Source organism: Paractinoplanes ovalisporus, assembly GCF_016834655.1.
GTDB lineage: Bacteria > Actinomycetota > Actinomycetes > Mycobacteriales > Micromonosporaceae > Actinoplanes > Actinoplanes ovalisporus.
Genome location: NZ_JAENHP010000012.1, coordinates 83425 through 97847, shown reverse-complemented (window position 1 = coordinate 97847; position 14423 = coordinate 83425). Strand labels below are relative to the sequence as shown.

The following is a 14423-nucleotide window of genomic DNA, read 5'->3' as shown; positions in this document are numbered from 1 at the left end:
GTTTCGGCCGATGAAAAGAGTCAAAAGTGCCGCCGGAAACGCAAGATCCAGCAGCACGGATATTGACGACATAGATGACCGCCTTTACCTTACGAGTGTTCGTCCGAGGAGTTGCCGAAACTTCCGATCCACCGCGGAGGTCTCATGCCCACCCGTCGCGAGCTGCTCGCCATCACGTCCGGCGCCGCCGCCGGCCTCGCCATTCCCACCGCCGCCTACGCCGACGCCGGTCACCAGGCCGACGACGGCGAATGGACCGTCCCCGGGTGGATCGCCACCTGGGCCGCCGCCCCCACGACCATCCCGCCCAACCCGCCGGCCGCCCCCACCGTGCTGGCCAACCAGACCGTCCGCCACGTGGTGCACTGCAGCGCCGGCGGCGACGAGATTCGCATCCGCGTCACCAACGAGTTCGGCAACGGCCCGCTGCGACTCGGCGCCGTACGGGTCGCGCTGCGCTCGGGCACGGGCGCGAGCACCGCCACCGTGCCCGGCAGCGACCGGCGCGTGACCTTCGGCAACCGGGCCGAGGTGACCCTCCCGGCCGGGGCGCCGCTGGTCAGCGATCCCGTACGCCTGCGCGTGCCGGACGGCGGCGACCTCGCGATCAGCCTCTATCTGCCGGCCCGGACCCCGGTGACGACCCTGGCCGCGTTCGCGTTCCAGGACAACGTGATCGCCGACGGCGACGTCACCGCCGCCCGGCAGGTGACACCGGTCGCCACCATCGGGCAGTACCTGTTCCTGTCCGGCGTCTCGGTGCGGGACCGGGGGTTGTCGATCGTCACGCTCGGCGACTCGATCACCAACGGCGCCAACACGCCGAACAACCTCAACCACCGCTGGCCCGACCTGTTCGCGGCCCGCCTGCGGGCGGCCGGTCTGCGCCGGGGTGTTGCCAACGTCGGCATCTCGGGCAACCGGCTGCTGCACGACCCCAACCCGGCCCCCGGCAGCGACGCCGAGTCGTTCGCGGCCTATTTCGGGCACAGCGGGCTGCGCCGGTTCGACCGGGACGTGGTGGCCCAGCCCGGCGCGCGCTACGTGGTCGTGCTGCTCGGCGTGAACGACCTCGGCCATCCGGGAACGGTCGCGCCGCTGTCCGAGGTGGTCAGCGCGGACGACCTGATCGGCGGCCACCGCCAGCTGATCGCCCGTGCGCACGCGGCCGGCATGGTCGCCGTCGGCGGCACGATCCTGCCTTTCAAGGGCGACACGCTCGGCTTCTACACCGAGGCCAACGAGCGCAAACGGGAGGTGCTCAACCGCTGGATCCGGTCCGGCGGCGAGTACGACGGCGTGGTCGACTTCGACCGCGCGATGGGTGACCCGGCCGACCCGCTGCGGCTCAACCCGGCCTACGACAGCGGCGACCACCTGCACCCGAACGACGCCGGCATGGCCGCGATGGCCGCCGCCGTGCCGCTGAGGCTGTTCACGTGAGGGCCGCGCTCGCCGCCGTCACCGCGGCCGCCCTCGTGATCGTCGCCCCCGCGCATGCCGAACAAAAGGGACAAAGAGCAGAGACCTATGTCGCCACGCAGCCCGGGGAGGGACGATTCCCCTTGGTCGCAGCAGGTAAGGCAGCCCCGATCGTGGTCAGCACGGACGACTACGCGGGCGTGATCCGGGTCGTCGACGACCTGCAGAGCGACATCAAGAAGGTCACCGGCGTCGAACCCGCGATCGGCCACGACACGATCCCGGCCGGGCGCGATCCGGTCATCGTCGGCACGATCGGCAGGAGCCCGCTGATCGACGGCATCATCGCCCGCGGCAAGCTCGACGTCACCGCCGTACGCGGGAAATGGGAAACCACGGTCGAGCAGGTGGTGACCGATCCTCTGCCCGGGGTGCGGCGCGCCTTCGTGATCGCCGGAAGCGACCAGCGGGGCAGCATCTACGGCGCCTACGACCTGTCGAGGACCATCGGCGTCTCGCCCTGGCACTTCTGGGACGACGTGCCGGCCGCCCACCACGACGAGCTGTACGTGCGGCCCGGCCGCCACACGCAGGGCACGCCGAAGGTGAAGTACCGCGGCTTCTTCATCAACGACGAGAACCCGGCCACCGGCACCTGGGCCCCCGGCTACTTCGGACCGGGCAAGGCCCCCGGCTATCCGGGCGGGCTCAACGCGGCGTACTTCGCGAAGGTCTTCGAGACCATGCTGCGGCTCAAGGCCAACTATCTGTGGCCGGCCGTGTGGGGGCGCGCGTTCGCCGAGGACGACCCGCTCAACCACGCCACCGCCACCTACTACGGCGTCGTGATGGGCACCTCGCACGAGGCGCCGATGATGCGCGGCATCGAGGAGTGGAACCGGCATCCCACCGGCACGGGGGAGTGGAGCTTCCGCCGCAACCCCGATGCGATCAAGGCGTACTGGCGGGACGGCGCCGAACGGATGCGCGACCAGAACATCGAGGGCGTCATCACGCTCGGCATGCGCGGCAACGGTGACGTGTCGCTGCCCGACGGGGACGGGATCGACCTGATGTCGTCCATCATCGACAGTCAGCGCGAGATCCTGCGTGACACCGGGCTGATCGACCGGCCCCAGGTGCAGACCCTCTACAAGGAGGTGCAGCGCTACTGGGACAACGGCTACCGCCCGCCGGACGACGTCACGGTCGTGTTCTGCGACGACAACTGGGGCAACATGCGCAAGCTGCCGGACGCGTCGCTGCCTGCGCGCAGTGGTGGCTACGGCATGTACTACCACTTCGACTACGTCGGGGACGGCCGCAACTACAAGTGGGCCGACACGATCAACCTCACCAACACCTGGGAACAGCTCAATCTCGCGTACGGGAGAGGGGTTGATCGTCTCTGGGTGGTGAACGTGGGCGATCTGAAGAACGAGGAGCTGCCCACCCAGTTCTTCCTCGACTATGCCTGGAACCCGGACGCGTGGCCGGTGACGCGGCTGGGGGAGTGGACCACGCAGTTCGCCGCGCAGAACTTCTCCGACAGGCTCGCGCCGGCCGTCGCGGAACTGCTCGACACGTACGGCTTCCTGCAGTCCCGCCGCAAGCCGGAGCTGCTCAACCGGCGGATCACGCTGAACGCGGCCGGCGAGGTGGTCTACGACGACCAGGCCACGCCGTTCAGCCTCACCGACTACGGCGAGATGGACCGCGTCACCGAGGAGTGGATCGACCTGGCCCGCCGCGCCACGGCTCTGCGGGCGAGGGTGCCGCAGGCCTGGCAGGACGCGTTCTACCAGCTGGTCTACTACCAGATCAAGGACACGGCGATCATCTACGAGTTGCGGCGCGCGCAGTTCACCAACATCGCGTACGCGGCTCAGGGTCGCGCCGCCACCAACCGGCTCGCCGATCAGGCCGAGCGGCTGTTCGCCGAGGACCAGGCGATGAGCGACTACTACAACACCACCCTGGCCGGTGGGAAGTGGAAGAACTGGCAGCTGCAGCCCAAGATCGGGTACGGGAACGTCGAGCGTTACGGCCCGAACGCGCCCTGGCAGCAGCCGGAGTTGAACAACGTCGCGCTGCCCGACGAGATCTACCCGCACCTCAAGCGGATCACCGTGCCGTCCGCGGCCGCGATGGGCGTCGGCTCGCTGCGGCTGCCCGAGTCGAACCCGTGGTCTCCGCTGGGGCGGCCGGCGCTCGACATCTACAACAAGGGCACGACCCCGTACGGGTACCGGATCACCACGGGCGCATCGTGGGTGCACGTGGCGCCGGCTTCCGGGGTGGTCACCGATCAGGTGCGGCCGGTCGTGACGGTCGACTGGAAACGGGCGCCGCGCGGCGTGACGACCGTGCCGATCACCGTCGAGGGCGCCGGGACGTCGGTTGTCGTGCAGGCACCGGTCAACAACCCGACCCTGCCCGCGAAGGGTTTCCTCGAGGCCGACGGATATGTGGCGATGGAGGCCGACCACTACACGGGCCGGACCGGGAACTGGCGTCTGCTGCCCGGGATCGGCAAGACCGGCAACGGGCTCACGCCGCTCAGCCCGGGGGCGCGTCTCGACTACACGATGACGCTCACCAGCAGCGGGCCGGTCAAGGTGACCGCCTACCTGTCGCCGCGCAACAACACGCTGCCCGGTGACGGCCTGAAGTACGCGGTGTCGATCGACGGGCAGACGCCGCAGGTCGTCAACATCACCACGGCGACCGGGGCCAACGACACGACCATGAACCGGGCGTGGGCGCGCAACACGTCCGACAACATCAACCGGACCACGACCACTCACCTCGTTTCCTCGCCGGGGACGCACACGCTGACGTTCCATGCGGTTGACCCGACGGTCATCGTGCAGCGGCTGGTCGTCGACACCGGTGGGGTCAAGGACAGCTACTTCGGCCCGCCTTCGAGCCGGAGGGTCCTCCGATGAGGCGGCGGACGCTCCTGGGGGCCGGCGCGGCCGTGGTTCCGGCCTCCTTGCCGCTGCGGCCCTCGGATTTGTCGCTGCGGCCCTCGGAGAAGCGGTGGATCCACACCTGGACGGCGATGCCGCAGCTGACCGAACCCTCGAACATGCCGCCGGCGCCCTTCACCGGGCCGTCGTCGGTGCTGGTCGACACCACGCTGCGGCAGACCGTGCACGTGACGGTCGGGGGTTCCCGCGTACGGGTGCGCCTCTCGAACGCCTTCGGTGGGGCGGCCCTGCCGATCACCGCCGCCGCGGTCGCCCTGCCTCTCGACGGGCGGGCGGGGGTGTCGTCGGTGCGGCCCGGCTCGAGTCGCCCGCTCACGTTCGGCGGGCGGCCGGGCACGACGGTCCCGGTCGGAGCGCAGGCCGTGTCCGACCCGGTGGCGTTGCCGGTGGGCCGCGGCGCGAACCTGACCATCACCCTCTATCTGGCCGGCGGTCAGGCCTCGCTCGATCTCACCTCGCACCCCGGGTCGCGCACCACGTCGTACCTCATCGGGGGTGACCACCACACCGCACTGGATCTGCCGGGCGCGGTGGGCGTGGCGCACTGGTATCTGATCAGCGGCGTCGAGGTGGAGGCGGACGTGCCGGCGATGGCGATCGTCGGGGACTCGCTGACCGACGGCCGCGGGTCGACGACCGACGGCAACGACCGGTGGCCCGACCAGGTGACCGGGGCCCGCGTCGCGGTGCTCAACCAGGCGGCCGGCGGCAACCGGGTGCTCAACGACGGTCTCGGGCCCAACGTGCTGGCCCGGCTCGACCGCGACGTCCTCGCCACCAGCGGCGTCGACCGGATGCTGATCTTCGAGGGGGTCAACGACATCGGCACGGCCCCGGCGACCGTGGCCGGCCAGAAGGCCGTACGGGAGGAGTTGATCTACGCGTACGAGCAGATCGTGACGCGGGCGCACGCGGTGGACATCCGGGTCTACGGCGCCACGATCACACCGTTCGGGGGCAATACCGGATACGACGATCCGGACGGTTACCGCGAGGACACACGTACGGCGGTGAACAGTGCGATCCGTCACAATGGGCTCTTCGACGACGTGGTGGACTTCGATGCCGCCGTACGGGATCCGGGGTCTCCCCGCATGTTGTCGCAGGCCTTCGACACCGGGGACCACCTGCACCTCAACCCCGCGGGATATCGAGCGATGGCCGGGGTCGTGCCGCGACGGTGGCTGCGCTGATCCGGTCGAGGTCTCCCAGTTAACACTCGACATGATCGGGTACCTTCCTCGGCGTCCTGTCGGCGTCGAGGAAGGTGGTCCCGGGACCCGTGTCGAGCAAGAACCGATCCTTCGTCACGAAAACCGGGCTGCTGCTCATGTGCGGCTTGCTGACCGCCGTGATCGTCTCCGCCGCCGCCTTCCCCGCCGTCGCCCTGGGCGGGCTGGTGGCCAAGGCCGGCGCCGAGGAGTTCGCGTCGCTGCCCACCACCCTCACCCACCAGGCCGCCCCGCAGGTGACCCGGGTCTTCGCCTCCGACGGCAAGACCCAGATCGCCGTGCTCTACGACGAGTTCCGCAGCGAAGTGCCGAACAGCCAGATCTCGGTCAACATGCAGAACGCGATCGTGGCCGCCGAGGACCACAAGTTCTACGAGCACAACGGCGTCGACGTGAAGGGCATCGCCCGCGCGTTCGTCAACAACAGCCAGGGCGGGTCGCAGCAGGGCGCCTCGACGCTGACCATGCAGTACGTGCGGATGGCCCAGGCCTACGGCGCGAAGACGGCGCAGGAGGCCATCGACGCGACCAAGGACAGCCCCGAACGCAAGATCGCCGAGATGAAGTACGCGCTGCAGGTCGAGAAGGATCTCAACAAGAAGGAGATCCTGACCCGTTACCTCAACCTGGCGCCGTTCGGCAACGGCGCCTACGGCATCTACGCCGGCGCCCAGGTCTACTTCAAGAAGTCGCCCAAGAACCTGACGATCGCCGAGTCGGCCCTGCTGGCCGGCATGGTGAAGGCGCCGACCGCGTTCGACCCGACCACCAAGACCGGTTACCCGCAGGCGCTCGACCGTCGCAACTACATCATCGACAACATGGTCGGGCTGGGCCAGATCACCAAGGCCGAGGGCGACGCGGCCAAGAAGACCAAGCTTGCCCGGGAGACGAACCGGCCCGGAAACGGCTGCACGCAGGTCGCCACCAACAACTGGGGCTTCTTCTGCGACTACTTCTACCGCTGGTGGCTGGGGCAGAAGGAGTTCGGCGCCAACGCTTACGACCGGGAACGGCAGCTCAAGAGCGGCGGCTACACGGTCGTCACCTCGCTCGACCTGAAGGCCCAGGCGGCGGCCCGCCACCAGATCACCCGCAAGATCAAGGACGACAACAAGAACGCGGTCGTGATCGCCGGTATCGAACCCGGCACCGGGCACGTCAAGACGCTGGCCACCAACCGCAAGTTCAAGCTCGACGACGGTTCGAACCCGCTCAGCTCGAACCCGTCCGCGCGCAAGGCCGGGGCCCGCGCGTCCTACCCGAACACCACCAACCCGATCATCACCGGTGGCGGCGACATCGACGGCTACCAGGCCGGCTCGGTGTTCAAGATGTTCACGATGGTGGCGGCGCTGGAGAACGGTTACGAGCTGGACCACCCGATCACGTCCGACTCCACGTACAAGTCGAGCTACCCGGTCGCGTTCAACTCGCCGGCCGCCTGTCCCGGCACGTCGTTCTACTGCCCGTCGAACTCCTCGCCCAACACCAAGGGCACGTTCAACATGTGGACCGGCTTCGGCAAGTCGGTCAACACGTACTTCGTGCCGCTGCAGGAACAGGTCGGCGCCGAGAAGGTCATCGACGTGTCCAAGCGGTTCGGCATGGTCTACCGCTCGTCCAGCGACCGTGACCTGATGGCCACCGAGGAGGCGGCCCACCAGTTCGGCGCGTTCACGCTCGGCGTGACCACGTCGACGCCGCTGGACATCGCCAACGCGTACGCGACGCTGGCCGGCGACGGCATGTACTGCGTGCCGACCCCGATCAAGCAGATCACCGGGGCCGACGGCAAGAAGCTCCAGGTGGGTCAGCCGTCGTGTAAGCGGGCGACCGACGCCGACGTGGCCCGCAAGGCGATCGACGCGGCGCGCTGCCCGGTCGGGGACCGGGCTCAGCTCGGCAACTGCAACGGCAGCACCGAGGCGAACGCGCACCGGACGATCAAGCACCCGATCTTCGGCAAGACCGGAACGACGGACAGCGACCGTACGGCGTCGCTGGTTGTGGGGTCGGCGTCGCTGGTGGTGGCCGGATACATGGTGAACCCGGACTGGGCCAACCACACCGACCGGATGCGGCACGACATCGTCAACCCGGTCACGTACCGCACCCTGGCCGACTATCTCGACGGAACCGAGCCGGTGGAGTTCAAGAAACCCGGCGAGTGAGCAGCGTGATCGTCCCCAGGAGGAGCGCGGCGGCGGTCCAGGCGGCGGTGGTGGCCAGGTGCCCGGGCGACGGGGATGCCCGATAGAGGAAGGTGGCCCAGTCGGGGTCGGGCATCCACCGCACCATGGTCGGCAGCACGAAGAGCACGGTTAGGACGACGCCGGCGGCCGTGACGGCATTGCGGATCAGGGCCGCCGTGCCCAGGCCGAGCAGGGCGATCAGGCCGAGATAGACGGCGTCCCGGGGCCGATTGCCGATCGCTGTCACCGCCGCGCCGGGGATCAGGAGCACGGCCTTGGCCAGCAGGGCCGGCCAGCGGGTGGGGAAGGCCAGCATGGTCGGGTGGATCAGGCCGGTGCTGTATTCACCGGCCAGGATCTGGACGCCCGCTACGGCTATGACGGCCTGGCCCAGTTGGAGGCCGGCGCTGGGCTGCCCGGTCAGGACGTTGACGCTGGTCGTGCCCACGAGGGCCAGGAGTATCGCCAGGGGTAGATCGGGGACTGTGCGAGCTTTGGTCCATTCGGCGCGCAAGGCCGCTGCGGCGTCGGTCACACGTCGGCCCTCCGGAAACGCAGCACGGCCAGCACCAACAGCCCCAAAGCCCAGGCCGCGGCAATGGCGAGACCAGCCAGCGGAGCCAGCGGGAAATACCCCTGAGCCGGCGTATAGGGGAGCAGTACATGCCCGTACGCGGGAAACGTCTGCTGAACCGCGAACCCCGCAGCCGGCGTCACCCGCAACAACCACTCACCCGCCCCCGGCGGCAGCAACGACGTGGTGGCCAGCAGATAGGGGACGACCGTCAGCAGCACCGCCAAGAGGATCGCGGGCAGACCGCGGCGCAGCAGAACCCCCAGCCCGTACGCGAGGACGGCCGTCACCGCCAGCAGCGCCGCCGTCCCGACGGCGAGGCGCAGGTCGGTCAGCGCACCGGTCGGCAGCACGATGTTGCCGTTGGCCCGGAAGACAGTCGTGGACCATGCCCGGGCCGCGACGACCGCTACGAGCACGACCGTGAACGTCACCCCGCCGATCACGGCCGCCTTGGCCGCGAGCACGTGGCCGCGGGCGGGGGAGGCGAGCAGCGTGGTACGGATCAGGCCGCGGCGGAACTCGCTGGTGATGAAGAGGACCGCGACGATCAGTACCGCGAGCAGGGCGGGGACGGTGCCGGCGAGGTAGGGGACCGCCGCCATGCCGGATACGGGGGCCAGGTCGCCGCTGCCGGTCAGTGTCAGGCGTCCGGCGGAGGCCTCCAGGCCGGCCGGGCGATGGTATTTCTCCCAGTCGGCGCCGGGGCCACCCCCGCCGACCTCGTCGTAACGCCACTCGCCGCCGGCCGTCGATGTGATCTGGTCGAAGACCGCGCTGGCCTGGGTGAAACGGGACTGCACGGAGGTGCCACCGAGGCCGTTCTCCGTGACGGTGATGTCGCCGGGGGAGGCGATGAGGAAGCCGATCTCGGCCGGGCCGCTCATCTCCACCGTGCCGACGGTCGTCCACGTCTTTCCGTCCAGGGACGCGTACGCCGTCACGGAAGCGCCGGTGCGGGTCAGGCGCAGCCAGCGGGCGCCGGTCGGGCCGCCGGCGCGGTCGTGCACGTAGTCGTGCTGCATCCGCACGCCGTGGGAGCCGGTCAGCATCACCGCCGCGTACGGGGAACCGGGTCTTGTCCCGTCCTTGATGACGAGCCCGGCCTTGGCCCAGGGCACCAGGCCCTCGACGATCTGGTCGTGCCGGGGCGGGGGATAGGTGATGATGCCGCTGAAGTCCCGCACGTGGGCGGTGAGGCTGCCGTCGCCGGCGAGGGTGCGGTGGGCGAACCCGAAGTGGTCCTCGACCGCCTGCCCGTCCGGCCCGACGGGTGGCGCCGGGCAGGCCTGGTCGCCGCAGGACATGTGACTGCCGGCCGCCACCAGCAGCGCGGACCCGACGAACAGCACGACCGCCGCGGTCAGGCCGAAGAGCCAGCCCCGGACCGTACGGAGTTTGGTCAGCTCGGCGCGGATCATCGGACCAGCTCCAGGTACGCCGATTCGAGCGAGCCGTAGCGGTCCCGCATGTCCCGGGTCGGGGCGTCGGCCACCACCCGCCCGCCGGCCACGACGACCACGTGGCCCGCGAGGTCCTGCAGTTCGCCCATGAGGTGGCTGGCGACCAGCACGGCGCGGCCCTGTTCGGCCCGGCGGCGCAGCAGGTCACGCATCCAGACGAAACCGGCCGGGTCGAGTCCGTTGAACGGCTCGTCCAGGATCAGGATCGGCGGGTCGCCGAGCAGGGCGGCCGCGACGCCGAGCCGTTGGCGCATGCCGAGCGAGTAGCCGCCGCCGCGCCGCCGGGCCGCGCCCGCCAGGCCGACCTCCTCCAGCAGTTCGTCGACGCGACCGGCCGGGATGCGCTGCGACTGCGCGAGCCAGAGAAGGTGGTTGCGGCCGGTGCGGGCCGGGTGGATCGCGGCCGCGTCGAGCAGCGTGCCGACCGTGGTCATCGGCCGGACCAGTTCGTGATAGGACCGATCGCCGACTTTCGCGGTGCCGGCGTCGGCGCGGTCCAGCCCGACCAGGATCCGCATCGTGGTCGACTTCCCGGCCCCGTTGGGCCCGACGAACCCGGTGACCTGCCCCGGCGTGACCCGGAAGGTCATCCGATCCAGCGCGACCGTGGACCCGTACCGTTTGCTCAGTCCGGAGACTTCGATGGTGGCTTCCATGCCCCGGAGTTCTACGGATCCACGCCTAACCCGGCCCGCACGACCGCTGTCACCCTGCTGTTACCTCGCACCGGGCATGCTGGGCCGATGGGCGTCCGTACGCGTTACACGTTGCTCTACGGGACGATGTTCCTGCTCTCCGGCCTCGGCCTGCTCACCATCGTGGCCGCGCTGAGCCTGCGCGACACCCGTCAGTCGGCGCCGGTCGGCGGGATGCCCGTGTCCGAGCAGGTCGCCGCGCTGCAACGGGAGCTGGCCGACTCGGGCGCCGCCGCCACCCGTCAGCTGCTGGTCGCCTCGTTCGTCGCGCTGCTCGTCATGCTGGTGTTCTCGCTGGTCATGGGGCATGCGGCGGCGGGCCGGGTGCTGCGCCCGCTGCGCGCGATCACGGCCGCCACCCGCCGCATCACCGCCGACAACCTCCATTCGCGCCTCGCCGTCCACGGTCCGTCCGACGAGGTGAAGGACCTGGCCGACACGATCGACGACCTTCTCGTACGGCTGGAGGAGTCGTTCGCCGCCCAGCGCCGCTTCGTCGCCGACGCCTCCCACGAGCTGCGCACGCCCCTGGCCACCATGCGGGCCTCGCTCGACGTGGCGCTGGCCAAGCCCGATCCGGTGCCGGCCCCGCTGGCCACCCGGCTGCGCTCCTCTTTGGACGAGATGGACGCCATGCTCGACGGCCTGCTGCTGCTGGCGCGGGCCCAGCACGGCGCGCTCGACAACCGTGAGCCAGTCGATCTGGCCGCCCTGGCCGAGGAGGCGCTGGCGGCCCGCGCCGAGCAAATCAAGATCAAGCCCGTTTCCCCGTACGTCCTTCAGCCCGCCACCCTGCCCACCCTCGGCAACCCGGTGCTGCTCGCCCGCCTGGTCGGCAACATCATCGACAACGCGGTGACCCACAACGTCCCCGGCGGCGGCCTCTGGATCTCCGGAGCGATCTCGAACGCGGTCGTGGTGCTGACCGTGGAGTCGGACGGCCCGATGCTCGACGAGTCCGAGCTGGCCCGCCTGGGCCGCCCCTTCCACCGGATCGCGCCCGTCCGCACCGGCCCCGGAACCGGCCTCGGCCTGGCCATAGTCGCCGCCGTGACCGCCGCCCACGGCGGCGCCCTCGACCTGACCCCGCGCCCCACCGGCGGCCTACGCCTGTCCGTATCCCTGCCGGCGGCCCCGTCATGACCGCCCGCGCCGCTGACACCCTCACACAGCCCGTGCTGTTCAGGCCGCTCACACCGCCCGCGCTGCCCGTGCCGCTCACACCGCCCGCGCTGCCCGTGCCGCTCACACCGCCTGCGCTGCCCGTGCCGCTCACACCGCCTGCGCTGCCCACACCGCCCGCGCTGCCCACACCGCCTGCGCTGCCCGTGCCGCTCACACCGCCCGCGCTGCCCGTGCCGCTCACACCGCCCGCGCTGCCCACACCGCCTGCGCTGCCCGTGCCGCTCACACCGCCTGCGCTGCCCACACCGCTCACACCGCCCGCGCTGCCCACACCGCCTGCGCTGCCCGTGCCGCTCACACCGCCCGCGCTGCCCACACCGCCCGCGCGCCCGCCCGCGCTGCGCCCCCCTGTTCCTCCCGCGTCGCCCTCGCCGTTCGTTCCATCCACGCGGCTCCTGTCGCTCGCTTCACCGGCCGGGTTGGTGCGGCGCGGGGTCGTGTTGGGGGCTCTGCTGTGAGGATTTTTGTTGTCGAGGACGCGCCGGCCCTGCCGTTCGCTCGGTTCGCGTTGGCTCTGCGGTCCGTTTCGTCCGCGCTGCTTTTGCGGTCTGGTTCACCGGTGGCGGTGGCGGTGGCGGTCTCGTCGGGGCGGGGCGGAGTTGTGGTGGGGGTTCGGCCGTGAGGATTCTTGTTGTCGAGGACGCGCCGGCTCTGGCCGAAGTGGTCGCCGAAGGGCTGCGTGATCAGGGCATGGCCGTGGACGTCGCGCTCGATGGGCTCGACGCGGCGGCGAAGCTCGACCACACGGCGTACGAGGTCGTGGTTCTCGATCGTGACCTGCCGGGACTGCACGGCGACACCCTCTGCCAGATGATCACCGCCCGGGCCGAGGGCCGCGCGATGGTTCTCATGCTGACCGCCTCGGGGACGGCCGACGACCGGGTGAGTGGCCTGACCCTGGGGGCCGACGACTATCTGGCCAAGCCGTTCCACTTTCCCGAACTGGTGCTGCGGATCCGGGCCCTGGCCCGGCGGCGTCCCACGGCCCGGCCGCGCGTGCTGACCGCCGGAGCGCTGACGCTCGACCCGACCACGCGGGTCGTGACCCGGGCCGGTGTTCCGCTGAACCTGTCGGTCAAGGAGTTCGCCGTCCTCGAGGCGCTGCTGCGCGCGGCCCCGGGCTACCTGAGCGCCGAGGCCCTTCTCGAACAGGTCTGGGACGAGAACGCCGACCCGTTCACCAACACGGTGACGGTGACCGTGGGCCGCCTGCGCCGCAAGCTCGGTGACCCGCAGGTCATCGTCACCACGCCCGGGGTCGGTTACCGCGTGACGTGACGCCGGGGGTGGCGCATCGGCTCCGGGAAGGTTACTTTCCATTTACATCGATCGATGGACAGTCCCCGGTTCTCTCCTCTTTCCCCAGGAGGTTGATCGAAAATGACAACGATGTCACCACGCCGCCGATGGCTGGCGGCAGCAGCGACCGCCGTGGCCGTGACGGCCCTCGGCGCCGCCCCCGCGTCGGCCGCCCCAGCCGGCAGCGAGGCCACCGCCAGCGACGCCACAGCCGCGCGGGCTGGCAGCGAGGCCACCCAGGCCGGAGGCGCGGCCACCCCGGGCGGCGCTGCTCGGCTGGTTGACGCCGCCACTCTGCTCGCACCCGCCGAACGGCAACGCATGGAGCGGCAACGTCCGCTGGTCGCGGCCGCCTCCGCCGTACGGTGGGAGATCGAGCGGCACCCGTATGCGGGCTATGCCGGCATCAGCCTCGGACAGTCCGACGTCACCGTGTGGTGGAAGGGCGCCCTGCCGGCCACCATGCGACGCGTCGTCGACCAAGCCGCACGGTCCGCGCCCGTGGTGGTGCGCGCCGCCGACTACTCGATGGCCGAGCTGCGGACGGCCGCCGCCAAGGTGCGGGCGGGGTGGCCGGGCGGTGCTGACGCCGTCCAGGCCGTCAAGCTCGCGCCCGACGGCAGCGGACTGATCGTCTCGGTCCCGGCCGGCGGCGCGAGCCTGCGAACGGCCGTGCCGCAGGTGGGTGTCCCGGTCTCCGTGGCGGCGGAGGCCGGGCTCGAACCGGTCAGCCGCGACGACGACTGGGCGCCGTGGAAGGGTGGCGCCACGATCGTGAACTCCGACCAGGGCACCGCCTGCACCTCCGGGTTCGGGGTGCGCAACGGCTCGGCCAGCTACATCCTGACCGCGGCCCACTGCGGCCAGGTCGGGCAGCGGTTCACCGACGCCCGGGGCGAGTACATCGGCACGATCGGCCCCCGCCACCAGGACCACGACGTCGAGCTGGTGCCGACCTCGAGCGTCGACGGCTACGTCTATGTGGGCACGCCCACCGACAGCGTCGCCGCGCCGGTCGAGGGCTGGGGCTGGACGTTCGTCGGCGAGTATCTGTGCCAGTCCGGCGTCACCAGCTCACGCCAGCTCGGGCGGCCGGTGTGCAACCTGAAGGTGCTGTTCTACTACGCCGACCGCGAGGATCTGGTCGAGGCCGAACAGACCGAGGGCCAGGCGGCGGCACGACCGGGTGACAGCGGTGGCCCGATCTATTCGATCGCGGCGAGCGGCAAGGTGGTCGCGAAGGGCACCACGACCCGTACGGCCGGAGCCCGTCTCGGTTTCCAGGACTACGGCACCGCGTGGCGCGACTTCGGCGGGATCGTCCCCGCCACCCGATAGGTTTGCCTGCCTGGCGGGGATGGCCCA

At 70.6% G+C, this 14423-nt stretch carries 11 protein-coding genes; 8 read left to right on the top strand and 3 right to left on the bottom strand.

The genetic code is table 11. The features are described 5' to 3' along the window. Positions 1-144 precede the first annotated feature (144 nt). From JIG36_RS53485 to JIG36_RS30275, 4 genes are all read left to right on the top strand, one after another. Complete coding sequence (locus tag JIG36_RS53485; RefSeq protein ID WP_203379797.1) at positions 145-1443, top strand: SGNH/GDSL hydrolase family protein; 1299 nt, start codon at positions 145-147, stop codon at positions 1441-1443. Continuing rightward, complete coding sequence (locus JIG36_RS30285) at positions 1440-4370, top strand: glycosyl hydrolase 115 family protein (protein WP_203379796.1); 2931 nt, start codon at positions 1440-1442, stop codon at positions 4368-4370. Before JIG36_RS53485 ends, JIG36_RS30285 begins: the two co-directional genes overlap by 4 nt. Next, positions 4367-5608, top strand: coding sequence for an SGNH/GDSL hydrolase family protein (locus JIG36_RS30280; protein WP_203379795.1), 1242 nt, complete (start codon positions 4367-4369; stop codon positions 5606-5608). Before JIG36_RS30285 ends, JIG36_RS30280 begins: the two co-directional genes overlap by 4 nt. Before the next feature lie 89 nt (positions 5609-5697). Beyond that, positions 5698-7821 carry a transglycosylase domain-containing protein gene (locus JIG36_RS30275; RefSeq protein WP_307872967.1) on the top strand — a complete coding sequence of 708 codons (2124 nt, stop codon included), beginning with the start codon at positions 5698-5700 and terminating at the stop codon, positions 7819-7821. Here JIG36_RS30275 and JIG36_RS30270 read toward each other — a convergent pair. From JIG36_RS30270 to JIG36_RS30260, 3 genes are all read right to left on the bottom strand, one after another. Next, entirely contained in the window at positions 7802-8290 is a 489-nt protein-coding gene (locus JIG36_RS30270; protein ID WP_236048484.1) for a hypothetical protein, read from the bottom strand. The genes JIG36_RS30275 and JIG36_RS30270 overlap by 20 nt on opposite strands. Positions 8291-8373: 83 nt before the next feature. Further along, the gene (locus JIG36_RS30265) at positions 8374-9837 is read right to left on the bottom strand and encodes a DUF1349 domain-containing protein (protein WP_203379793.1); all 1464 of its coding nucleotides are present in this window, start codon (positions 9835-9837) and stop codon (positions 8374-8376) included. After that, positions 9834-10535 (bottom strand): ATP-binding cassette domain-containing protein, encoded by a 702-nt coding sequence (locus tag JIG36_RS30260; RefSeq protein ID WP_203379792.1) that lies wholly within the window; start codon positions 10533-10535, stop codon positions 9834-9836. The genes JIG36_RS30265 and JIG36_RS30260 overlap by 4 nt, the downstream gene beginning before the upstream one ends. An 87-nt stretch (positions 10536-10622) precedes the next feature. Between JIG36_RS30260 and JIG36_RS30255 the strand changes: the two genes are divergently transcribed. The 4 genes from JIG36_RS30255 to JIG36_RS30240 all read left to right on the top strand — a co-directional run bounded on the left by JIG36_RS30255 (position 10623) and on the right by JIG36_RS30240 (position 14396). Further along, entirely contained in the window at positions 10623-11717 is a 1095-nt protein-coding gene (locus tag JIG36_RS30255; RefSeq protein WP_203379791.1) for a sensor histidine kinase, read from the top strand. 32 nt (positions 11718-11749) lie between these two features. Further along, positions 11750-12217, top strand: coding sequence for a hypothetical protein (locus JIG36_RS30250; protein WP_203379790.1), 468 nt, complete (start codon positions 11750-11752; stop codon positions 12215-12217). Positions 12218-12377: 160 nt separating this feature from the next. Continuing rightward, a complete protein-coding gene (locus JIG36_RS30245; protein WP_203379789.1) occupies positions 12378-13037 on the top strand; it encodes a response regulator transcription factor in 660 nt (219 codons plus the stop codon). 111 nt (positions 13038-13148) lie between these two features. Next, positions 13149-14396: a chymotrypsin family serine protease gene (locus tag JIG36_RS30240; RefSeq protein ID WP_203379788.1), complete on the top strand. Its 1248-nt coding sequence runs from the start codon at positions 13149-13151 to the stop codon at positions 14394-14396. Positions 14397-14423: the final 27 nt, after the last annotated feature.